Below are 22,082 nucleotides of genomic sequence, written 5' to 3'. Positions count from 1 at the left end.
TCAGGACAGGAAGCCCCGCAGCAGGGCGGCGGTGCCCGAGCAGTGCTCGCGCATCACCGCGCGGGCTCCCTCCGCGTCGCCGTCCAGGACGGCCGCCACCACCGCCGCGTGCTGGCGCTGGGCGTGCTCCAGGTTGCGCACCAGCAGCGGGATGCCGTCCAGCAGGCCGTTGAGGGTGGCGCGGACGGCCGCGTACTGGGCGGTGAGCGAGGGGGAACCGGCCAGCTCGGCCAGGGCGAGGTGAAAGAGGGTGTCCTTGCGGCGGTAGTCCTCCGGCGGGGCGTCGCCGGTGGCCGCCAGCGCCGAGCGCAGCCGTCCGGCCCCCGCCGCGTCCAGCTCCCGGGCGGCGCACAGCCCGGCCGCCCCGCACTCCAGCACCTCGCGGAAGCGCAGCACGTCCTCCAGGTCCACGTCCGCCGCGCGGCGCCGCAGCTCCTGCGGGGCCCGCCGCGCGTCCGCCTCCCGGTGCCGCACGAAGGTGCCGCCGTACCGGCCGCGCCTGCTGGCCACCAGACCCTGGTCGGCCAGCACCTTCAGCACGTCGCGCAGGGTGACCCGGCTGACGCCGAGCCGCGCGGCCAGCTCCCGCTCGGACGGGAGCCGTTCCCCGGGCGGCACCAGCCCGAGCCGCAGCACCTGGAGTATCTGCTCCAGGGCCTCCTCGAACCCGTTGCCCGCCCGGACCGGACGCAGCACCGGCGCCAGCCGGTCGCCGTCCGCCCACCGCTCCCGTGCCGCCGTCCGGCTGTCGTCCACCTGCCTCCCCTTCCCCTCCAATGGTCCGCAGCACTACCTTATGGCTCCCACGGCATGGACAGGAGGCCAGCAGTGGCCCAGCGCACACCCCCGCTCCCCGTCGGAGAACTGCGCCGGCTGGTGGACACCGGTGACCTCGACACCGTCGTCCTGGCGTTCACCGACATGCAGGGCAGGCTCCAGGGCAAGCGGTTCGCCGCCCGCCACTTCCTCGACGAGGTTCTCGGCCACGGCACCGAGGGCTGCGCCTACCTGCTGGCCGTGGACGCCGACATGAACACCGTCGACGGCTACGCCACGGCGTCCTGGGACAGCGGCTACGGCGACTTCGTGCTGCACGCCGACCCCGCCACGCTGCGCCGCACCCCCTGGCACCCGGGCACCGCCATGGTCACCGCCGACCTCGCCTGGCACGACGGCTCACCGGTGGCCGCATCGCCCCGGCAGATCCTGCGCCGCCAGCTCGACCGGCTCGCGGAGCGCGGCTGGAGCGCCCAGGTCGGCACCGAGCTGGAGTTCATCCTCTTCAAGGACACCTACGAGCAGGCGTGGGACCGGGGCTACCGCGGCCTGACCCCGGCCAACCAGTACAACGCCGACTACTCCGTCCTGGGCACCGGACGCGTCGAACCGCTGCTGCGCCGCATCCGCAACGAACTGGCCGCCGCCGGACTCGCCGTGGAGTCCGCCAAGGGCGAGTGCAACCTCGGGCAGCACGAGATCGTGTTCCGCTACGCGGACGCCCTCACCACCTGCGACCAGCACTCCCTGTACAAGACCGCCGCCAAGGAGATCGCCGCCCAGGAGGGCTACGCGCTCACCTTCATGGCCAAGTACGACGAGCGCGAGGGCAACTCCTGCCACATCCACCTCTCCCTGCGTGACGCGGACGGGCGTCCGGTGCTGGCCGATCCGGCCGGACGGCACGGCATGTCCGCCACCATGCGCCACTTCCTGGCCGGACAGCTCGCCGCCCTGCGCGAGTTCACGCTGCTCTACGCCCCCAACATCAACTCCTACAAGCGCTTCCGCCCCGGCTCCTTCGCGCCCACCGCCGCCGCCTGGGGACCGGACAACCGCACCTGCGCCCTGCGCGTCATCGGGCACGGCCCCGGTCACCGGCTGGAGAACCGCCTGCCCGGCGGAGACGTCAACCCCTACCTGGCCGTCGCCGGGATGATCGCCGCGGGGCTGCACGGCGTCGACCACGCCCTGGAACCGCCCGGGCCGTGTACCGGGAACGCCTACGCGGGCGACGCGCCCCGGGTCCCGGCCACCCTCCGCGACGCCGCCGGACTGTGGGCCGCGAGCCGTCTCGCCCGCGAGGCGTTCGGCGACGAGGTCGTCGAGCACTACCGCACCATGGCCCGCGTCGAACAGGACGCCTACGACGCCGCCGTCACCGACTGGGAGCGCTACCGCTCCTTCGAGCGCATGTGAGGAGCCGCGGACCCGTGACCCGCGTACACGAGCACCACGTGACCAACCCGGCGACCGAGGAGCGCGTCGCCACCGTTCCCGCGGCCGCCCCCGCCGACGTGGACGCGGCCGTGCGCCGCGCGGCCGCCGCCCAGCGCGGCTGGGCCGCCGCCGCGCCGGCCGACCGGGCGCGGCTGCTGCGCCGCTTCGCCGACGCCGTCGACGGCCACCTGGAGGAACTGGCCGCCCTGGAGGTCGCCGAGGCCGGCCACCCGGTCACGGGCGCGCGGTGGGAGGCGGGCAACGTCCGCGACGTGCTGGAGTACGCCGCCGGGGGCGTGGAACGCCTCAGCGGCCGCCAGATCCCGGTGCCCGGCGGCGTCGACCTCACCCTCCTGGAACCCCTGGGCACCGTCGCCGTCATCGCGCCGTGGAACTTCCCCATGCCCATCGCCGCCTGGGGCAGCGCCCCCGCGCTCGCCGCGGGCAACGCGGTACTGCTCAAACCCGCCGAGGCGACGCCGCTCACCGCCCTGCGGCTCGCCGCCCTCGCGCTGGACGCCGGACTGCCCGAGGGCCTGTTCCAGGTGCTGCCCGGAGCCGGGGACGTCACCGGGCGCGCCCTGGTGGACCACCCGGGCGTCGCCAAGGTCGTCTTCACCGGCTCCACGGCGACGGGCCGCGAGGTGATGGCCCGCTGCGCGGAACAGGTCAAACGCGTCACGCTCGAACTGGGCGGCAAGAGCCCCAACATCGTCTTCGCCGACGCCGACCTGGAACGGGCCGCCGCCGCCGCGCCCGGGTCCTTCCTGGACAACGCCGGCCAGGACTGCTGCGCCCGCAGCCGCATCCTGGTGCAGGCGGAGGTCTACGACCGGTTCCTGGAACTGCTGGAGCCCGCCGTGCTCGGCTTCGCCTGCGGCGACCCGGCCGACCCGGCCACGGCCATGGGACCGCTGATCTCCGCGGCGCAGCGCGAACGGGTCCGCGGCTACGTGCGCGAGGACGAACCCGCCGCCATCCGCGGCACCGCACCGCGCGGCCGGGGGTACTGGTACCCGGCCACCGTGCTCGAACGGGAGGCGTCCGACCGGGTGGCCGTGGAGGAGGTCTTCGGCCCCGTCGCCGTGGTGCTGCCCTTCACCGACGAGGCCGACGCCGTGCGGCTGGCCAACGCCACCGACTACGGCCTGTCCGGCTCCGTCTGGACCCGCGACACCGCCCGCGCCCTGCGCGTGGCGCGGGCCGTCGCCGCGGGCAACCTCTCCGTCAACTCCCACGCCAGCGTCCGCTACGGCACCCCCTTCGGCGGCTACAAGCGCTCCGGGCTCGGCCGGGAGCTGGGCCCCGACGCGCTCGCCGCCTTCACCGAGACGAAGAACGTCTTCCTCAGCACCGACTAGCGCGGGCGCCGGGGGCCGGCCGCGGCGCAGGGCGGCAGACCGGCACCGGGCGGCCGGACCGAAACGGAACCGAAGGAGCAGCAAGTGACCGCAGCAGCAGTGTGCCGCCGCCTGGTGGACCGGACCGCCGTCGTCACCGGGGCGGCCAGCGGCATCGGGCTGGCCAGCGCCCGGCGGCTGGCGTCCGAGGGCGCGCACGTGGTGTGCGCCGACATCGACGCCGAACGCGGCGAGGCGGCGGCGAAGGAGTGCGGCGGCCTCTTCGTCCGCACCGACGTGACGGACGCCGGGCAGGTCGAGGCGCTGTTCGCCGCCGCCCACCGGACGTACGGCTCCGTGGACGTCGCCTTCAACAACGCCGGCATCTCCCCGCCCGACGACGACTCGATCCTCACCACGGAGCCGGACGCCTGGCGGCGCGTCCAGGAGGTCAACCTCACCTCCGTCTACCTGTGCTGCAAGTACGCCATCCCCCACATGCGGCGCCAGGGACGCGGGTCGGTCATCAACACGGCGTCCTTCGTCGCCCGGATGGGCGCGGCCACCTCCCAGATCAGCTACACCGCCTCCAAGGGCGGCGTCCTGGCGATGTCCCGCGAGCTGGGCGTGCAGTTCGCCCGCGACGGCATCCGGGTCAACGCCCTGTGCCCGGGCCCGGTGAACACCCCGCTGCTGGCGGAGCTGTTCGCCCAGGACCCCGAGCGCGCCCAGCGCCGCCTGGTGCACGTGCCCGCGGGCCGGTTCGCCGAACCCGAGGAGATCGCCGCCGCCGTCGCGTTCCTGGCCAGCGACGACGCGTCCTTCGTCAACGCGGCCGAGTTCCTGGTGGACGGCGGCATCGCCGGGGCCTACGTGACGCCGCTGTAGCCGCGCGACCTGCCGGGGCGGGGCGCCGGCGGGCTACAGGAACGTTTGGCCCTCGCCCCGGTAGGTCGGGGCCGTCGCCGTCACCCGGTCGCCCTCCACGAGGTGCAGCGCGTCGAACCGCTCCGCCGGCTCGCCCGACTTGGCGTGCCGGAACCACACCTTGTCGCCGATGAGCAGGTCGTCCGCGGCAGGGCCCAGCAGCGGTGTCTGCACCTCGCCCGCGCCCTCGGCCGCGTCGTAGCGCAGCCCCTGCGGCAGGTAGGGCACCGGCAGCCGGTCGGCGCCCGGCGCGCCGGAGGCCGGGTAGCCGCCGCCCAGCACCGTCACCACCCCGAGCCCGGGACGGCGCACCACGGGCAGAGCGAACAGCGCCGCGGGGCGGCCCGCGAAACCGGTGTAGTGGTCGAACAGCCGCGGCATCAGCAGCCCCGAACCGGCGGCGACCTCCGTCACCGCGTCCTCGGCGACCGTGTGCTGGACGCTGCCGGTGCCGCCGCCGTTGACGAACTCCAGCTCCGGCTGCACCGCCCGGACGGCCCGCACCACCGCCGCCCGGCGCTCCGCCAGCTCCCGCCGCGCGACGTGCTGCATGAGCCGCACCGCCCGCGAGCGCAGCGGCCGGCCCGGCACCGCGTCCCCCACCCCGGCCACGTGCCCCTCGTACCCCATCAGGCCCACCAGCCGGAAGCCGGGCCTGCGGGCCACCGAACGGGCCAGCTCCGCGACCTCGGCCGGGGAGTGCAGCGGGGACCGGCGCGCCCCCACGCGCAGCCGGCCGCCGAGGAGCCGCAGGGAGGTGTCCAGCTCCAGGCAGACCCGGATCTCCTGGGTACCGCCCGCCCGCGCCCGGTCGATGAGGGAGAGCTGCGCCGGGTCGTCCACCATGACGGTCACGGCCGCGGCGAGCCCCGGGTCCGCCGCCAGCTCCGCGTACCCGGCGCGGTCGGCGGAAGGGTAGGCCAGCAGCACGTCCCGCAGGCCGCACCGGGCCAGCCACAGTGACTCCGCGAGCGTGAACGCCATCACGCCCGCGAACCCGGGGTGATCCAGCGCCCTTTCCAGCAGCGCCCGGCAGCGCAGGGACTTGCTGGCCACCCGGACGGGCTTCCCGCCCGCCCGGCGGACGAGGTCCGCGGCGTTGGCGTCGAACGCCGCCAGGTCGCACACGGCCAGCGGCGCGTCCAGGTGGGCGGTGGCCCGGTCGTACCGGGCCCGGTCGGCGGCGGGGTGTACGAACGCGGAGGACATCCGGGCAGCTTGCCAGAGCCGTGCCGCACGCGGCACCCCCGCGGCGTCCCGGCCGCCGCCCCGGCCCCGCCCCGCCCCGGGCGGGCCGGGGCGGGGCGGCGGAACGCGTTACCGCCGCCGGGGGAGGGCACCGTAAAGTGACGCGCACACCATGACCGAAGGTCGGCGGCGCGTGCGCTCCGCGGACGGACCGGCCGTCCCGCACTCCGGCGGGCGGCATCGAGGGCGAGAGGGGTGCCGGTGAGCACGGAGGCGGACCCGGCGACCTGGCCCCAGCCGCTGCCCCGCAGCCCGCACGGTCCCGAACGCCCGGCACGCCCGGCGCACCCGGCGGGGCCGGTGCGGCCCCCCGTCCCGCCGCAGGGCGCGGCGCCCTCACTGCCGCCCCGCCCGCCCGCCGGAGCGCCGCCCCGGCCCCCGGCGCCGCCCCGGACCGCCGCGCCGTCCGAGGGCCCCGCCCCGCACGTGCCGTGCCCGGCCCCGCCCGCCGGGTGGCCGGCGGACGGCACCGGCGCGCCGCCGCAACCGCCCGGCGGGCCGCCCGCCGCGCCCCGCCCGCGCCGCAACCGGCCCCGCACCGCGGCCGCCGCGCTGTGCCTGGTCCTGGGCGTCGGCCTGGTGGGCGGCGCCGCCACCGGGAGCTGGCTGGGCGACCCGTCCAGCGGCGGGCCCACGGCGGCCGAGACCTACGGCGTCGCCCGCGACCTGTGGCGCGAGCTGCCCGTCGACACCCTCTTCCCCCGCATCCTGGACGGCGAGGGCGCGGGCCCCGGCGGCGCGGACCGCCGCTGGATACGCGCGGCCGTCGCCCCCGCCGGCACCTGCGCCCAGGCGCTGGACGAACTCCTGGTCCAGGTGCTGGCCCCCGTGGGCTGCCACCGCCTGGTGCGCGCCACCTACATCGACGAGACGTCCTCCAGCCTCACCACCGTCGGCCTGGTCTTCACCGAGGCCGACCCCGCGGGCATGCGCGAACTGCACCGGCGCTTCGCCGCCGAGGAACTGGCCGCCCGCCCCGACCTCATGCCCCGCCCCTACGCGCCCCGGGGCACCGACGCGGCCGGGTTCGGCGACGACCAGCGCGCCACCTGGACCGTCCGCGTCGCCACCGACGTCCCGGTGATCACCTACGCCGTCACCGGCTTCGCCGACGGCCGCGCCGTCAGCGACCCGCAGCCCGCCGACGAGGCCACCGCCGACGGCCAGACCACCGCCCCCGCCCAGGCCGGGCTCGGGCACACCGCCCGGGCCGTCGCCGAACGCGTCGAGCGCGGGGTGCGCGAGGCCGCCGCGCACGGCGCCCGGGAGCGCCGGTGAGGGGGGCAGCGGCCCGCGGCCGCGTCCTCGCCCTGCTCGGCGCGGTCCTCCTCGTCCTGCTGCCGCAGCTCACCGCCGGGACGGCTCGGGCCGACACCATCCGTGAACGCCAGTGGCCCCTGACGACGGTCGGCGCCTACCAGGCGTGGGAGACGACCAGGGGCGCCGGTGTCACCGTCGCCGTGCTCGACACCGGCGTCGACGCCGGCCACCCCGACCTGCGGGGCGCCGTCCTGCCCGGCAGGGACGTGGTCGGCTTCGGCGCCGACGAGGGCGACGAGGCGTGGGCGCGCCACGGCACCGCCATGGCCGGGATCATCGCCGGGCGCGGGCACGGCCCCGGCGGGCAGGAGGGCGTCATCGGCATCGCGCCCGAGGCCGAGATCCTGCCCGTGCGCGTCCTGCTCGAAGAGGCCGACCCGGCCCGCGACGAGGCCCGCGACGCCCGGGGCAGCGCCCTGGCCGAGGGCATCCGCTGGGCCGTCGACCAGGGCGCGGACGTGATCAACCTCTCCCTCGGCGACGACAGCGCGTCCGCCCACCCCGACGCCGAGGAGGACGCCGCCGTGCGGTACGCGCTGCGCGAGGGCGCCGTCGTGGTGGCCTCCGCCGGCAACGGCGGCGAGGACGGCGACCCGGTGTCCTACCCGGCCGCGTACCCGGGCGTCATCGCCGTCACCGCCGTGGACCGCGACGGGGCCCGCGCCCCGTTCTCCACCCGGCGCTGGTACGCCACCGTCAGCGCGCCGGGCAAGGACGTCGTCATAGCGGACCCGGACCGCCGGTACTACCACGGCTGGGGCACCAGCGCGGCCGCCGCGGTCGTCTCCGGCGCCGTGGCCCTCGTGCGCGCCGCCCACCCCGGCCTCAGCCCCGCCCAGATCAGGCAGCTCCTCGCGGACACCGCCCGCGCCACGCCGCCGGGCGGCCGCAGCGACGCCCTGGGCGCCGGGGTGGTGGACGCCGCCGCGGCCGTCGAGGCCGGGGCCCGGATCGAGCCCGGCGCCCAGGTGCCCGAGCCCCGGGCCCACACCGCCGAGCACTTCGGTCCCGGCCCGGCGCCGAAGGACGACGCGGACACCGGCTGGCTGGCCGTCGGCGCGGGCGTGCTCGGCGCGCTGTTCGTCGGCGCCGCCGTGAGCCTCTACCTCAGCGCCCGCCCACCCCGCAGGACGTGAGGGCCCCGGGCGGCCGGTACCCTCGCCGGGTGGCGCTCAAGAACATCCCCGACCCCGGGTTCGCGGACGACGACGGCCGCGCCGATCCGGAGCTGGCCCGCGCGCTCGCCGACTGGGCGGCCGACCGCGCGGCCGAGCCGCGCGTGCTGTCCGCCCTGGCCACCGCCCGGCTCCTGGTCCCCGTCCTCGCCGTGCTCGGCGAGGCCGAGACGGGCCCCGACGGGCTGCGCCGCGACAAGACCAGCGACATGGCCGTGCCCACCCTGAACGCCCCCGGCGGACGGCGCGCCCTGCCGGTGTTCACCTCCACCTCCGCGCTGGCCCGCTGGCGTCCCGACGGCAGGCCGGTCGCGGTGCCGCTGGGGCAGGCGCTCCAGGCCGCGGCGCAGGAGGGCGCCGACACGCTCGTCGTGGACCTCGCGGGCCCGGTCACCTACCAGCTCACCGGTGCCGCCCTGCGCGCGCTGGCCGCCGGACGGACGCGGGAGGGCGGCCCGCTGGCCGACCCGGCCGTCGCGGCGGCCGTCCGCGCCGTCGCCGCCGCCGAGCCCGCGGTGCTCAGCGCGCACCTGGCGCCCGGCGGCCGGGCGGACGGCACCCTCGCGCTGCGGCTCGCCGACGCGGCGCCCGCCCGGGAGGTGGCCGCCCGGGTGTCCGGGGCGCTGGCCGCCGACGGCGTCCTGCGCGAGCACCTGGTGCGCGGTCTGGACGTGGCGCTGCTGCCGGCCGGTGCCGCCCTGCCGGGGGAGCCCCTGTTCAGCCGTACACCGGGCCGGTGAACTTCTCGCCCGGACCCTGACCCGGCTCGTCGGGGACGACGGACGCCTCCCGGAAGGCGAGCTGGAGCGACTTCAGGCCGTCCCGCAGCGGCGCGGCGTGGTAGGAGCCGATCTCGGTCGCCGAGGCCGTGACCAGCCCGGCGAGGGCGTGCACGAGCTTGCGGGCCTCGTCCAGGTCCTTGTGCTGCTCGCCCTCCTCGCTCAGGCCCAGGTTCACGGCGGCGGCACTCATCAGGTGCACGGCGACGGTCGTGATCACCTCGACGGCCGGCACGTCGGCGATGTCGCGCGCCATGCTGTCGAAGCCGGAGCCCTCGGGCTCCGACGGGCGGGCGGGGCGGGGGGCGTCGTCGCTCATCGTTCCTTCGCTTTCTGCTGGACGGTGCGACCAGCCTAGGCTCGGCCGCGGCCGAGCCGCTCCCGGCCCGCGGGGGCGGCCGTACCCGGCCGGCTCGTGTACCATGGAGGGCGACCGGCCGGACGTCTGAGCGCTCACGCGCACACAGCGTTCCGGCCCGCAAGTGGAGGCTCCGCTCTCCCACCTGACCGGCTCTGCGGCCGGCGGGTCAACGGTCAGGCTGCGCCCCGCGGTGATCGCGGCGGTGCTCCCGGTCTGTGAGGAGCCCCGTCTTGCGTCCCGTCAGGGGCGTTTCTCACGTCGCGCCCAGGACGGGCGGTTCCCACCCACAGACACGTGACGCGGCTGTCCGCCAGGCAGCTGCGTGGTGCTACCTAGGAGGCCCCATCAGCGCCGAGCCCCGCATCAACGACCGGATTCGCGTCCCCGAGGTGCGACTCGTCGGTCCCAGTGGCGAGCAGGTCGGCATCGTGCCGCTTGCCAAGGCCCTGGAGCTTGCGCAGGAGTACGACCTCGACCTCGTCGAGGTGGCCGCCACCGCGCGTCCGCCCGTGTGCAAGCTCATGGACTACGGGAAGTTCAAGTACGAGTCGGCCATGAAGGCCCGTGAGGCGCGCAAGAACCAGGCGCACACGGTCATCAAGGAGATGAAGCTCCGGCCGAAGATCGATCCGCACGACTACGACACCAAAAAGGGTCACGTCGTCCGGTTCCTCAAGCAGGGTGACAAGGTCAAGATCACGATCATGTTCCGCGGTCGTGAGCAGTCGCGCCCCGAGCTGGGCTTCCGGCTGCTGCAGCGGCTCGCGGACGACGTCCAGGAGCTGGGCTTCGTCGAGTCCAACCCCAAGCAGGACGGGCGCAACATGATCATGGTGCTCGGTCCGCACAAGAAGAAGACCGAGGCCATGGCCGAGGCCCGCCAGGCGCAGGCCGACCGCAAGGCCGAGCGTCAGCGGGACACCGCCGCGGAGGAGTCCGCAGAGGAGCCGGCCGAGGCGTGAGCCTCACCGGGGCCGCCGGCCCCGGCCCGACCAACCGAGACAGCTGACGTTCCCGCCTGCCCGCCCCACCGGGTGGAGCCGACGGGAACGGCATCACGAGGAGAGAACGGCGACATGCCGAAGAACAAGACGCACAGTGGTGCGAGCAAGCGCTTCAAGCTCACCGGCTCCGGCAAGGTGATGCGCCAGCGCGCCGGCCGCCGCCACCTTCTCGAGCACAAGTCGTCGACGCTGACGCGCCGTCTTGCGGGCAAGACCGAGATGGCTCCGGCCGACGCCAAGAAGATCAAGAAGCTTCTCGGCAAGTGAGCCGGCGGCCCGCCCCCGACCGGGGCAGGGCCCCCGCCTTCGACCGGGACCCCATCGATGTCCGGGCCGCGTGCGTAGACCGCGGCCCCGCTACAAGGAGTTAACACGTGGCACGCGTCAAGCGGGCAGTCAACGCCCACAAGAAGCGCCGGGCGATCCTGGAGCAGGCCAGCGGCTACCGCGGCCAGCGCTCCCGCCTGTACCGCAAGGCCAAGGAGCAGGTCACCCACTCCTTCGTCTACAACTACAACGACCGCAAGAAGCGCAAGGGCGACTTCCGCCAGCTCTGGATCCAGCGGATCAACGCCGCGGCCCGCGCCAACGGCATGACCTACAACCGCTTCATCCAGGGCCTGAAGGCCGCCGAGGTCGAGGTGGACCGCAAGATCCTCGCCGACCTCGCCGTCAACGACCCGAACGCGTTCGCCGCGCTCGTCGAGGTCGCCCAGAAGGCGCTGCCGAGCGACGTCAACGCCCCGAAGGCCGCCTGACGCCCGGCGGCCCCGCCGCGTGACCGGACCCGCAGGCCCCGGCCTGCGGGTCCGCCGCGTATCCCCCCAACGCACCGGGCACCCGCCCGTCCCGCCGACGAAGAGCGAGAACGCCGCACGATGGGCACCGCCGAGCTGATCTCCCCGCGCAACCCCCGGGTCGCCTTCGCCCGGCGGCTGGCCCGCCGTGCCGTCCGGGGCAAGGAGCGCCGGTTCCTCGCCGAGGGGCCGCAGGCCGTGCGCGAGGCCGTCAGCCACCGGGGCACCGGGGACGGCGCGGGCCCCGGGCGGCCCACGCTCGGCGAACTGTTCGCCACCGAGGACGCCGCCGCCCGCCACGCGGACATCGTGGACGCCGCCCGCGCCGCCGGCGCCCGGGTGCTGCTGGCCCCCGACGCGACGATGGCCGAGATTTCCCAGACGGTGACCCCGCAGGGCCTCATCGGCGTCTGCCACTTCCTGGACGCGCCCTTCGAGGACGTGCTCGCCGCGCGGCCGCGCCTGGTCGCGGTGCTGGCCCACGTCCGCGACCCGGGGAACGCGGGCACGGTGCTGCGCTGCGCGGACGCGGCGGGCGCGGACGCGGTGGTGCTCACCGACGCCTCGGTGGACCTGTACAACCCGAAGTCCGTGCGGGCCTCGGCCGGATCGCTCTTCCACCTGCCCGTGGCCGTCGGCGTCCCCGTCGAGCGCGCCGTCACCGGGCTGCGCGCCCACGGCGTGCGGGTGCTGGCCGCGGACGGCGCCGGGGAGTGCGACCTGGACGACGAGCTGGACCGGGGCGCGATGGGCGGCCCCACGGCCTGGCTGTTCGGCAACGAGGCGTGGGGCCTGCCCGAGCCGACCCGGGCGCTGGCCGACGCGGCCGTCCGGGTGCCGATCCACGGCCGGGCCGAGTCGCTGAACCTGGCCACGGCGGCGGCGGTCTGCCTGTACGCCTCCGCCCGCGCCCAGCGCGGAACGCCCCCGGGCCCGTCCGGCGGCTGACGCACGGCGTGCGGGCGCCCCCGCGCGCCCCGGGCGCCGCCCCCGGGAGGCGGGGACCGGGGCCGCGCGGGGATAGGGTGGGGCGCCGTGACGGAGGGCAGGGGAGTGAGCGGGATGGAGTTACCGGACCCCGCGTGGTGGGGGCTGTCCCCCGACGACCTGCCCGACGGCCTCGTCGTCGCCGACGAGCTGGGCCGCGTCGTCTGCTTCAACGCCGCCGCCGCCCGCATCACCGCCCAGCGCCCCCAGCAGGCGCTCGGGCGGCCCGTCGAGCGGGTGCTGCCCCTCCAGGACACCGAGGGCCGCCCGTGGTGGCAGCTCACCGACCCCTACGGCGGACTGAGGACCCGGCGCGGACAGCCCGAGCGGAACCTGCTGCTGCCCGGCGGGCGCGAGGTGCTCGTCTCCGCCCGGTACGTGCGCCCCGCCCCCGCCGGGCCGCTGCACCGCCTGGTGGTCGCGCTGCGCGGCACCGAGGCCCGGCGGCGCACCGAGCGGCGGCACGCCGAGCTGATCGCCACCGTCGCCCACGAACTGCGCTCCCCGCTGACGTCGGTCAAGGGCTTCACGGCCACCCTGCTGGCCAAGTGGGAACGCTTCACCGACGACCAGAAGCGGCTGATGCTGGAGACGGTGGACGCCGACGCCGGACGCATCACCCGGCTCATCGCGGAGCTGCTGGACATCTCCCGCATCGACTCCGGCCGCCTGGAGCTGCGCAAGCAGCCGGTGGACGTCGCCGCCGCCGTGCGCCGGCACGTGGAGGCGCACGTCGCGGCGGGCGAGCCCGCCGGGCGGTTCCGCAGCGGCATCGCCTCCCCGCTGCCCCCGCTGTGGGCGGACCCCGACAAGATCGACCAGGTCCTCGGCAACCTGCTCGAAAACGCGGTGCGGCACGGCGAGGGAACCGTCACCATCGAGGTGGCACCCGCCGAGCCCACCCGGACCGTCCCGGAAGGAACGACCGTCACCGTGAGCGACGAAGGTCCCGGCATCCCCGAGGAGTCGATGAGCCGTGTCTTCACCCGCTTCTGGCGGGGCAGCAAGCGCGGCGGCACCGGCCTTGGCCTCTACATCGTCAAGGGCATCGTCGAGGCGCACGGCGGCGTGATCACGGTCGGCCGCTCGGCGGCCGGCGGCGCCCGGTTCCAGTTCACCCTGCCCGTGGGCACCCCCGCCGTCCTGGCGTGACCCGCCAGGGCGGACGGGGCGCGGCCCGCGGGCTCCTCCGCGTCCCCGCGCGCCGCCCGGCCCCCGTAGACTCGTGGTTTGGCACCTCATCGACGCCTGACCGGCGCCGTCGGCCCAGGTGCCACCGCCCGGGCACGTCGCTCACAGCGCGCAGGTGTCAGCCAATCGGAAGCACGGGAAGAGATGTCGGCACCAAACAAGTCGTACGACCCTGTCGAGGTCGAGGCACTGAAACCGGAAGCGATCGACCGGGCGCGGGAGGCGGCGGTCGCCGCGATCGCCGCGGCGGCCGATCTCGACGCGCTGCGCGAGGTCAAGGCCGCCCACGCCTCGGACCGCTCGCCGCTGGCCCTGGCCAACCGCGAGATCGGCGCCCTGCCGCCGCAGGCCAAGGCGGACGCGGGCAAGCGCGTCGGCGCGGCGCGCGGCGCGGTGAACCAGGCGCTCAAGGCCCGCCAGGAGGAACTGGAGGCCGAGCGTGACGAACGGGTCCTGGTCGAGGAGGCCGTGGACGTCACGCTGCCCTACGACCGCGTGCCCGCCGGGGCCCGGCACCCGCTGACCACGCTCATGGAGCGCATCGAGGACGTCTTCGTCGCGATGGGTTACGAGGTCGCCGAGGGCCCCGAGGCCGAGGCGGAGTGGTTCAACTTCGACGCGCTCAACATCGGCCCCGACCACCCCGCCCGCTCCACCCAGGACACGTTCTTCGTGGCCGGCGGCGAGGGCGGGACGGGATCCGGCGTCGTCCTGCGCACCCACACCTCGCCGGTGCAGGCCAGGGCGCTGCTGGAGCGCGACCTGCCCGTCTACGTCATCTGCCCGGGCCGGGTGTACCGCTCGGACGAGCTGGACGCCACCCACACCCCGGTCTTCCACCAGGTCGAGCTGCTGGCCATCGACGAGGGCCTGACCATGGGCGACCTCAAGGGCACCCTCGACCACATGGTGCGGGAGCTGTTCGGACCGGGCATGAGCACCCGGCTGCGGCCCAGCTACTTCCCGTTCACCGAGCCGTCCGCCGAGATGGACATGGTCTGCTACGTCTGCCACGGCGCGTCCGTCGGGAACCCGGAGCGGCCCTGCCGCACCTGCTCCTCCGAGGGCTGGATCGAGCTGGGCGGCTGCGGCATGGTCAACCCGCGGGTGCTCACCGCCTGCGGCGTCGACCCGGAGCGCTACAGCGGCTTCGCCTTCGGGTTCGGCATCGAGCGGATGCTGATGTTCCGCCACAACGTCGAGGACATGCGAGACATGGTCGAGGGTGACGTGCGCTTCACCCGGCCGTTCGGGATGGAGATCTGATGCGGGCCCCGCTTTCCTGGCTGCGGGAGTACGTCGACCTGCCGGCCGCCGACACCGGCCGCGACGTCGCGGCCAAGCTCATCGCCGCGGGTCTGGAGGTCGAGACCGTCGACCGGCTCGGCGCCGACCTGACCGGGCCGCTCGTCGTCGGCAAGGTCCTGGCCATCGAGGAGCTGACCGGGTTCAAGAAGCCCATCCGCTACTGCCAGGTGGACGTGGGCGACGCCAACGGCAGCGGCGAACCGCAGAACATCGTCTGCGGCGCCCGGAACTTCGCCGTCGGCGACAAGGTCGTCGTCGTGCTGCCCGGGGCCGTGCTGCCCGGCGGCTTCGCGATCTCCGCACGCAAGACCTACGGCCACGTCTCCGAGGGCATGATCTGCTCCGCCGCCGAGCTGGGCATGGGCGACGACCACGCCGGCATCATCGTGCTCCCGCCGGAGTACGAGCCCGGCACCGACGCGATCGAGCTGCTGGAACTCGTCGACGAGGTCCTGGACATCGCGGTGACCCCCGACCGCGGCTACTGCCTGTCGATGCGCGGCATCGCCCGCGAGACGGCCACCGCCTACGGGCTGCCGCTGCGCGACCCGGCGCTGCTCGACGTCCCCGCCCCGGACGGCTACGGCCCGCCGGTCCACGTCGCCGACCCGGCGGGCTGCGACCGGTTCACCGCCCGCGCGGTCACCGGCGTGCGCCCCGAGGCACGGTCCCCGATCTGGCTGCAGCGGCGGCTCCAGAAGGCGGGCATGCGCCCGATCTCGCTCGCCGTGGACATCACCAACTACGTGATGCTCGAACTCGGCCAGCCGCTGCACGCCTACGACCGCGGCAGGATCGAGGGAACGATCGGCGTGCGCCGCGCCGAGCCGGGCGAGAAGATCGTCACCCTCGACGGCGTCACCCGGGCGCTGGACCCGCAGGACCTGGTCATCACCGACGACTCCGGGCCCATCGGGCTGGCCGGGGTGATGGGCGGCGCCCACACCGAGATCGCGGACGCCGCCGCCGACCCGGCCACCGGAGACGTCGAGGGCACCCGCGAGATCGTCATCGAGGCCGCCCACTTCGACCCGGTCGCCGTCGCCCGCACGGCCCGGCGCCACAAGCTCAGCTCGGAGGCGTCACGCCGCTTCGAGCGCGGCGTGGACCCGCAGGCCGCCGCCGCGGCCGCCCAGCGCACCGTGGACCTCCTGGTCCTCCTCGCGGGCGGAACCGCCGAGGCGGGCGTGACCGAGGTCGCGGCGCCCAGCGCGCCGCGCACCCTCACCCTCGCCGCCGACCACCCCGACCGGGTAGCGGGCGTCGGCTACGGGCGCGAGACCGTCGTGCGCCGCCTCCAGCAGGTCGGGTGCGACGTGAGCGGCACCGACGAGCTGAGCGTCACCGTGCCGAGCTGGCGGCCCGACCTGACGGACCCGAACGACCTGGCCGAGGAGGTCATCCGGCTGGAGGGCTACGACAACCTGCCCTCCACCCTGCCCCGGCCCCCGGCCGGGCGGGGCCTGACCGCCCGGCAGCGCCTGCACCGCCGGGCCGGGCGGGCGCTGGCCGGCGCCGGCTACGTCGAGGCGCCGAACTACCCGTTCGTCGCCGACGCCGTCCTGGACCAGCTCGGCCTTCCGGCGGACGACGCCCGGCGCCGCACGGTACGGCTGGCCAACCCGCTCTCGGACGAGGAGCCCGCGCTGCGCACCACGCTGCTGCCGGGCCTGCTGGCCGCGCTGCGCCGCAACGACGGCCGGGGCAGCCAGGACGGCCAGGCCGGGCTGGCGCTGTTCGAGACCGGGCTCGTCTTCCTGCCGACCGGCCAGGAGCGGCCCGCCGCCGCGCCCGGGGTGGACGCGCGTCCCGCCGACGAGGAGATCGCCGCACTGGACGCCGCGCTGCCCCGGCAGCCGCGCCGGGCCGCCGTCGTCCTGGCCGGAGCCCGCGAGCAGGGCGGCTGGTGGGGCGCGGGACGCCCCGCGAGCTGGGCGGACACCGTCGAGGCCGCCCGCAGCGTCGCCCGTGAGGCCGGCGCGGAGCTGACCGTCACCGCCGACCGCCACGCGCCCTGGCACCCGGGCCGCTGCGCCGCGCTGTACGCGCGGGTGAACGGCGAGCGGACGCTGGTCGGCCACGCGGGCGAACTGCACCCGAGGGTCACCAAGGCGCTGCACCTGCCCGCGCGCACCGCCGCCATGGAGATCGACCTCGATCTGCTGGAGCGCGCCGGGACGGGCGTCGTCCAGGCGCCGCACGTGTCCGCCTTCCCGGTGGCCACCCAGGACGTCGCCCTGCTCGTGGACGCCGCCGTACCGGCCGCCGAGGTCGAGGGCGCGCTGCGTACCGGAGCGGGCCCGCTGCTGGAGTCGGTGCGGCTGTTCGACGTCTTCACCGGCGAGCAGCTCGGGGCCGGACGCAAGTCGCTGGCGTACGCGCTGCGCTTCCGGGCGCCGGACCGCACGCTGACCGCCGAGGAGGCGTCCGCGGCCCGCGACGCCGCCGTGGCCGCCGCCGTCGAGCGCACCGGCGCGGAGCTGCGCGGCGCCTGACGCCGCACCCGGCACGCGAGGGGGCCCGGCCGGTGATCCGGCCGGGCCCCCTCGCGTCGTGCCCCGGCGCCACCCGTGCGCGGTGGCGCCCGGCGGCGTCAGCCCACGTACGGGTAGAAGCCCGCGCCCGTCTTGCGGCCGAGCCGGCCCGCGTCCACCATGCGCTGGAGCAGCGGGGGAGCGGCGTACAGCGGCTCCTTGAACTCCTCGTACATCGAGTACGCCACCGAGGCGACGGTGTCCAGGCCGATCAGGTCCGCCAGCTTGAGCGGGCCCATCGGGTGCGCACAGCCCATCTCCATGCCGTTGTCGATGTCCTCGCGGCTGGCCGTGCCGGACTCGAACATCCGGATCGCCGAGAGCAGGTACGGGATCAGCAGGGCGTTCACGACGAAGCCCGAGCGGTCCTGCGCCCGGATGGCGTGCTTGCCCAGCACCTTGGTGACGACCGCCTCGGCGCGGGAGACGGTGCCCTCGCTGGTGGTCAGCGCCGGAATCAGCTCCACGAGCTGCTGCACCGGCGCCGGGTTGAAGAAGTGGATGCCGATGACGTGGTCCGGACGCGTGGTCGCGACGGCCAGCTTCACCAGCGGGATGGAGGAGGTGTTGGAGGCCAGGATGGCGTCCTGCCGGGTCACCACCTGGTCGAGCACCTGGAAGATCTCCGTCTTGATCTGCTCGTTCTCCACGACGGCCTCGATGACGAGGTCGCGGTCGGCGAACTCGCCGAGATCCGTGGTGAAGGTCAGGCGCCCCAGGGTGGCGTCCCGGTCCTCCTCGGTGATCTTGCCCCGGCCGGCGGCCCGTTCCAGGGAGTTGACCAGCCGGGTGCGGCCCAGCTCCAGCGCTTCGCCGGTGGTCTCGGCGACCATCACATCCAGTCCGGCCCGCGCACACACCTCGGCGATGCCGGCGCCCATCTGGCCGCAGCCCACCACACCCACGCGTTCGATGTCGGTCACATCGTGCCTTTCGCTGATCGTCCGGTCCGCGGCGCACGGCCGTCAGGTTGGTGGCCGCGGCTTGGTGGCCGCGGCGCCTCGCCGTCCGACGTTACCGTCGTCCGCGGCCCACGTGGGCCGCGGGTGCCGCTTCCTCCCGGTCGGGACGGGTTCTGCGTTTCTGCCACGCGGCGGCACCGGGCCGGTGCATCCTGGACGAACGTCACCAGGGGTATCCGCGCGGGCACCAGGCGTAGGAGGCAGCGGCATGGGTCAGATCACGCGACGTACGTTCACCGCGGTGGCGGCGGGGGCCTGGGCGTCCGCGCTGGCCGCGGGCGACGCGGCCGCCCGGACGCGGGAGCACGCGCCCGGTCCCGCGCCGGACGGCCGGGCCGCCGGCGGCGGCGCGCGGCGGCAGGGCGAGATGCGGGGCATGTGGGTGGCCACCGTGGGGAACATCGACTGGCCGAGCCGGCCCGGCCTCGGGGCCGACGCCCAGCGCCGCGAGCTGACGGCCCTGCTGGACACGGCGGTGCGGCGACGGCTCAACACCGTCATGCTCCAGGTGCGGCCCGCCGCCGACGCGCTGTGGCCCTCGCCGCACGAACCCTGGTCCGCGGTGCTCACCGGGACGCAGGGCCAGGACCCCGGCTGGGACCCGCTGGACTTCGCCGTCCGCGCCGCGCACGAACGCGGCCTCGCTCTGCACGGCTGGTTCAACCCCTACCGCGTGGCCAACCACGCCGATCCCGCGCGGCTGAGCGCCGCCCACCCGGTCCGGCGCCACCCGGACTGGGCCGTGCCCTACGGCGGCAAGCTGTACTACAACCCGGGGCTGCCGCAGGTGCGCGCCTTCGTGCAGGACGCGATGTTCCACGCCGTCGAGCACTACGACCTCGACGGCTTCCACTGGGACGACTACTTCTACCCGTACCCGGTGGCGGGCGAGGCGTTCGACGACGACGCGGCCTGGGCCGAACACGGCGGCGGCTTCGCGGACCGGGGCGACTGGCGGCGGCACAACGTGAACCTGCTGGTGCGGGAGGCGGGGGAGCGGCTGCGCCGCACCCGGCCCGGGGCGCGCTTCGGCGTCAGCCCGTTCGCCATCTGGCGCAACCGCGCCACCGACCCCGCCGGCTCGGACACCCGGGGCGGGGTGGAGACCTACGACGACCTGTACGCGGACACCCGCCGCTGGGTGCGCGAACGCCGCATCGACTACGTCGTCCCCCAGGTCTACTGGCACATCGGGTTCGCCGCCGCCGACTACGCCAAGCTCGTCCCCTGGTGGGACGAGGTGTGCCGGGGCACGGGCGTCGACCTGTACGTCGGGGAGGCCCTGTACAAGGTGGCCGACCCCGCGCAGCCCGAGGCGTGGCAGGACCCGGCCGAGCTGTCCCGGCACCTGACGTTCTGCCGGGACCACCCCCGGGTGAAGGGGCACGTGTACTTCTCGGCCCGGCACGTCGTGGCGGACCCGGCCGGGGCGATGAGCCGCGTGGTGCGCGACCACTACCGGCGCGCCCTGCCCGGTCCGCGCGGGTGACGGCCCCGGCGCCCCCGGCCCGGCGCCCGGCCGGGGCGGCTCAGCGGCGGCGGCCGCGGGGGGTGTGCCGCACCTCGGTGTCCGGGCCGGGGGAGACCACCGTCTCGTGGCCGTCCCCGTCCCGTACGCGGTAGGGCGGCTGGCCGCCCGGCCCGAGCACCGCCACCACATCGGCCGTGCGGTCGTGACGCCCGACGACCCGCCCGTGCGTGACGAGTTCGTCACCCACCTCTGCACGCATCCTGACCACTCCTCCGTCAGATTCGCCCCTGTCTGTACGCTTTCGTCCCTGACAGTCTAGGCCGCCCGGCGTCCGGGGCCCAGTGGAAGCCGGCGCCACCGCCGGGCGGGGCGGGACGCGCCCGGCGGTCACGCCGGGATGGCCTGCTCGCCGCCTCCGGCCTCCTCCGCGCACGCGGCGGCCAGGTCGTCCAGGGACAGGTGCAGCGCGTGGGCCAGGGCCGCCACGGTGAAGAAGGCCGGGGTCGGGGCCCGGCCGGTCTCGATCTTGCGGAGGGTCTCGGCGGACACCCCGGCCGCCGCTGCCACCTCGACCATGCTGCGGTCCCCGCGGGCGTCCCGGAGCAGCGCTCCGAACCGCTCTCCGCGTCGCCGCTCCCGGGGGCTCAGGGGAACTCTCACCATGCCCGTGATACTAATACCGGTATAAGTATTGGGTACCGTCGCATCGCGGGGAGTCACGGCACATGGTGGAGATCAAGACCGGCGCGGCACTGGAGGCCATGCGGGAAGCCGGACGCGTCGTGGCGAAGGCGCTGGCGGCCGCCCGCGCGGCGGCAGCCGTGGGAGTCCGCCTGAGCGAACTGGACGAAGCCGCCCGCGCCGTTCTCGCCGAGTCCGGAGCGCGCTCCCCGTTCCTGGGCTACCAGCCCTCCTTCGCCCCGGTCCCCTTCCCCGCCGTGATCTGCGCCTCCGTGAACGACGCCGTCGCGCACGGCATCCCCGGCGCCTACCGCCTGTGCGACGGCGACCTGGTCAGCATCGACTGCGGAGCCGAACTCGGCGGCTGGACCGGCGACGCCGCGATCAGCTTCACCGTCGGGACCCCCCGTCCCGCCGACCTCGAACTCATCGCCGTCACCCAGCAGGCCCTGGACGCGGGGATCGCCGCCGCCACCACCGGTCACCGCATCGGTGACATCTCCCACGCCATCAGCACGGTCGCCCGCAAGGCCGCCTGCGGCATGCCGGCCGACTTCGGCGGCCACGGCATCGGCCGCCAGATGCACGAGGATCCCCACGTCCCCAACCACGGACGCCCCGGCCGCGGCTTCCCCCTGCGCCGCGGCCTCACCCTCGCCATCGAACCCATGCTCATGGCTGGAGGACGCAACGACTACTACACCGACCCCGACGGATGGACCCTGCGCACGACCGACGGCAGCCGGGCTGCCCACATCGAGCACACCATCGCCGTCACCGGGGACGGCCCCCGCATCCTCACCCTGCCCTGACCGCGGAGCGGGGCCGCGGCGGCCGTGCGGGCGTCGGCCCCCTACCCGGGCCGGTCCGCCGTGACGAGGTAGTAGTCAAGCGTCCGCTGCTCGTAGGCGCGCAGGAAGTTCCGCGGCCAGGTCCCCGGGGCCCACCACAGGCTGAGCCAGAGGTCCCAGCCCGGCCAGACGTGCGCCCCGATCGACTCGACGCGCACGCTCGTGAACCCGGCCTCCGCGAACGCGTCAGCGAGCGCCTGCACCGGCCGGGCGATGTCCAGGCCGCTCGCGTACGAGTCCAGCAGCCGCGCGAGTTCCCCGGACCGGCCGGGTGCGTCGTCCACGGTGAAGAAGCTGGCGACGGCCACCCGGCCACCCGGCCGCAGCACCCGCCACGCCTCTGCCGCGAAGGCGCCGAGATCCGGGAAGTGCTGAGCGGCCTCCACGCTGATGACGGCGTCGAACTCACCGCCGTCCAGGGGAATGCTCTCCGCGGCCCCCTGGACGAACCGCAGCCGGGCCGGTTCCTCACGGAGCAGGCCGGCGTGCGTGCTGCGCGCCCGCCGCAGCTGCTCCGGGTGGATGTCCATGCCGGTCACCGTGGCGGGGCCGCGTTCCCGCAAGGCCACCGCGCAGCCCATGCCGAGCCCGCAGCCCACCTCCAGGACCTTCGGCTCCCGCGGCAGCCCGGCGGCGTCCAGGACGCGGCGGTAGAGATCCTCCTGGCTGCGGACCCGCTCCGCCTCGCCGAGCGGCAGGCCCAAATCCACGCCTTGCCAGTACCCGAAGTTGATGAACCCCCCGGCGAAGCTCCGGTCGCCGCTCAGATCGGCCGGACCGTACGTCTGCTCCACCACGGGCCGCATGGCGGGGCGAACCCGCTGAGCACCGTCTGACACTGTGCCGCACCTCCTGGAAGTGCCCCCACCGCGTCGTCACACGCGGTTCCCTAAGACCGTTCGTGACCGTTCTCGTCCCAGACGGGACCG

At 75.6% G+C, this 22,082-nt stretch carries 22 protein-coding genes; 15 read left to right on the top strand and 7 right to left on the bottom strand.

The features are described 5' to 3' along the window. On the bottom strand, positions 1-756 hold the full coding sequence (locus V1J52_RS13345; RefSeq protein WP_330139949.1) for a FadR/GntR family transcriptional regulator: 756 nt from the start codon (positions 754-756) through the stop codon (positions 1-3). A 72-nt stretch (positions 757-828) separates the two neighbouring features. On the opposite strand from V1J52_RS13345, the gene V1J52_RS13340 reads away from it, so the two are divergent. The 3 genes from V1J52_RS13340 (at position 829) to V1J52_RS13330 (ending at position 4,445) form a co-directional block, all read left to right on the top strand. Next, positions 829-2,196 (top strand): glutamine synthetase family protein, encoded by a 1,368-nt coding sequence (locus V1J52_RS13340; protein WP_330139948.1) that lies wholly within the window; start codon positions 829-831, stop codon positions 2,194-2,196. A gap of 14 nt (positions 2,197-2,210) precedes the next feature. Then, positions 2,211-3,578, top strand: coding sequence for an aldehyde dehydrogenase family protein (locus tag V1J52_RS13335; protein ID WP_330139947.1), 1,368 nt, complete (start codon positions 2,211-2,213; stop codon positions 3,576-3,578). 84 nt (positions 3,579-3,662) lie between these two features. Next, positions 3,663-4,445 (top strand): 3-oxoacyl-ACP reductase, encoded by a 783-nt coding sequence (locus tag V1J52_RS13330; RefSeq protein WP_330139946.1) that lies wholly within the window; start codon positions 3,663-3,665, stop codon positions 4,443-4,445. A 33-nt stretch (positions 4,446-4,478) separates the two neighbouring features. Here V1J52_RS13330 and V1J52_RS13325 read toward each other — a convergent pair whose 3' ends face one another. Further along, positions 4,479-5,693 (bottom strand): amino acid deaminase/aldolase, encoded by a 1,215-nt coding sequence (locus tag V1J52_RS13325; RefSeq protein ID WP_330139945.1) that lies wholly within the window; start codon positions 5,691-5,693, stop codon positions 4,479-4,481. A gap of 240 nt (positions 5,694-5,933) precedes the next feature. Between V1J52_RS13325 and V1J52_RS13320 the strand changes: the two genes are divergently transcribed. From V1J52_RS13320 to V1J52_RS13310, 3 genes are read left to right on the top strand one after another with little or no spacing between them, the layout of a single operon-like run. Further along, a complete protein-coding gene (locus V1J52_RS13320; protein WP_330139944.1) occupies positions 5,934-7,010 on the top strand; it encodes a hypothetical protein in 1,077 nt (358 codons plus the stop codon). Beyond that, a complete protein-coding gene (gene mycP / locus V1J52_RS13315; protein WP_330139943.1) occupies positions 7,007-8,188 on the top strand; it encodes a type VII secretion-associated serine protease mycosin in 1,182 nt (393 codons plus the stop codon). The genes V1J52_RS13320 and mycP overlap by 4 nt, the downstream gene beginning before the upstream one ends. A 29-nt stretch (positions 8,189-8,217) precedes the next feature. Further along, positions 8,218-8,967, top strand: a complete 750-nt coding sequence (locus V1J52_RS13310) for an SseB family protein (RefSeq protein WP_330139942.1) — start codon at positions 8,218-8,220, stop codon at positions 8,965-8,967. Here V1J52_RS13310 and V1J52_RS13305 read toward each other — a convergent pair. Beyond that, positions 8,945-9,325 carry a DUF1844 domain-containing protein gene (locus tag V1J52_RS13305; RefSeq protein WP_330139941.1) on the bottom strand — a complete coding sequence of 127 codons (381 nt, stop codon included), beginning with the start codon at positions 9,323-9,325 and terminating at the stop codon, positions 8,945-8,947. The genes V1J52_RS13310 and V1J52_RS13305 overlap by 23 nt on opposite strands. Before the next feature lie 386 nt (positions 9,326-9,711). Between V1J52_RS13305 and infC the strand changes: the two genes are divergently transcribed. The 7 genes from infC to pheT all read left to right on the top strand — a co-directional run bounded on the left by infC (position 9,712) and on the right by pheT (position 17,149). Then, entirely contained in the window at positions 9,712-10,329 is a 618-nt protein-coding gene (infC, locus tag V1J52_RS13300) for a translation initiation factor IF-3 (protein ID WP_330140111.1), read from the top strand. A gap of 114 nt (positions 10,330-10,443) precedes the next feature. Further along, positions 10,444-10,638 carry a 50S ribosomal protein L35 gene (gene rpmI / locus V1J52_RS13295; RefSeq protein ID WP_330139940.1) on the top strand — a complete coding sequence of 65 codons (195 nt, stop codon included), beginning with the start codon at positions 10,444-10,446 and terminating at the stop codon, positions 10,636-10,638. 107 nt (positions 10,639-10,745) lie between these two features. Continuing rightward, on the top strand, positions 10,746-11,129 hold the full coding sequence (gene rplT, locus V1J52_RS13290; RefSeq protein WP_330139939.1) for a 50S ribosomal protein L20: 384 nt from the start codon (positions 10,746-10,748) through the stop codon (positions 11,127-11,129). A gap of 120 nt (positions 11,130-11,249) precedes the next feature. Next, positions 11,250-12,116, top strand: a complete 867-nt coding sequence (locus tag V1J52_RS13285; protein ID WP_330139938.1) for a TrmH family RNA methyltransferase — start codon at positions 11,250-11,252, stop codon at positions 12,114-12,116. A 114-nt stretch (positions 12,117-12,230) separates the two neighbouring features. After that, positions 12,231-13,307 carry a sensor histidine kinase gene (locus tag V1J52_RS13280; RefSeq protein ID WP_330139937.1) on the top strand — a complete coding sequence of 359 codons (1,077 nt, stop codon included), beginning with the start codon at positions 12,231-12,233 and terminating at the stop codon, positions 13,305-13,307. A 183-nt stretch (positions 13,308-13,490) separates the two neighbouring features. Continuing rightward, positions 13,491-14,612, top strand: a complete 1,122-nt coding sequence (pheS, locus tag V1J52_RS13275; protein ID WP_330139936.1) for a phenylalanine--tRNA ligase subunit alpha — start codon at positions 13,491-13,493, stop codon at positions 14,610-14,612. After that, a complete protein-coding gene (gene pheT / locus V1J52_RS13270) occupies positions 14,612-17,149 on the top strand; it encodes a phenylalanine--tRNA ligase subunit beta (RefSeq protein ID WP_330139935.1) in 2,538 nt (845 codons plus the stop codon). Before pheS ends, pheT begins: the two co-directional genes overlap by 1 nt. Positions 17,150-17,247: 98 nt before the next feature. Here pheT and V1J52_RS13265 read toward each other — a convergent pair whose 3' ends face one another. Then, complete coding sequence (locus tag V1J52_RS13265; RefSeq protein WP_330139934.1) at positions 17,248-18,111, bottom strand: 3-hydroxybutyryl-CoA dehydrogenase; 864 nt, start codon at positions 18,109-18,111, stop codon at positions 17,248-17,250. A 247-nt stretch (positions 18,112-18,358) separates the two neighbouring features. Between V1J52_RS13265 and V1J52_RS13260 the strand changes: the two genes are divergently transcribed. Next, positions 18,359-19,639 carry a glycoside hydrolase family 10-like protein gene (locus V1J52_RS13260; RefSeq protein WP_330139933.1) on the top strand — a complete coding sequence of 427 codons (1,281 nt, stop codon included), beginning with the start codon at positions 18,359-18,361 and terminating at the stop codon, positions 19,637-19,639. Between the two features lie 40 nt (positions 19,640-19,679). Here V1J52_RS13260 and V1J52_RS13255 read toward each other — a convergent pair whose 3' ends face one another. Further along, positions 19,680-19,880 carry a DUF1918 domain-containing protein gene (locus tag V1J52_RS13255; RefSeq protein WP_330139932.1) on the bottom strand — a complete coding sequence of 67 codons (201 nt, stop codon included), beginning with the start codon at positions 19,878-19,880 and terminating at the stop codon, positions 19,680-19,682. 128 nt (positions 19,881-20,008) lie between these two features. After that, positions 20,009-20,284 (bottom strand): helix-turn-helix domain-containing protein, encoded by a 276-nt coding sequence (locus V1J52_RS13250; protein WP_330139931.1) that lies wholly within the window; start codon positions 20,282-20,284, stop codon positions 20,009-20,011. 62 nt (positions 20,285-20,346) lie between these two features. Between V1J52_RS13250 and map the strand changes: the two genes are divergently transcribed. Next, entirely contained in the window at positions 20,347-21,114 is a 768-nt protein-coding gene (gene map / locus V1J52_RS13245; protein ID WP_330139930.1) for a type I methionyl aminopeptidase, read from the top strand. A gap of 41 nt (positions 21,115-21,155) precedes the next feature. Here map and V1J52_RS13240 read toward each other — a convergent pair whose 3' ends face one another. Continuing rightward, on the bottom strand, positions 21,156-21,959 hold the full coding sequence (locus V1J52_RS13240; RefSeq protein ID WP_330140110.1) for a class I SAM-dependent methyltransferase: 804 nt from the start codon (positions 21,957-21,959) through the stop codon (positions 21,156-21,158). Positions 21,960-22,082 lie beyond the last annotated feature (123 nt).

The sequence above is a fragment of the Streptomyces solitudinis genome, from assembly GCF_036323765.1.
Taxonomy (GTDB): domain Bacteria; phylum Actinomycetota; class Actinomycetes; order Streptomycetales; family Streptomycetaceae; genus Streptomyces.
This window is presented reverse-complemented; position numbering and strand designations above follow the sequence as displayed.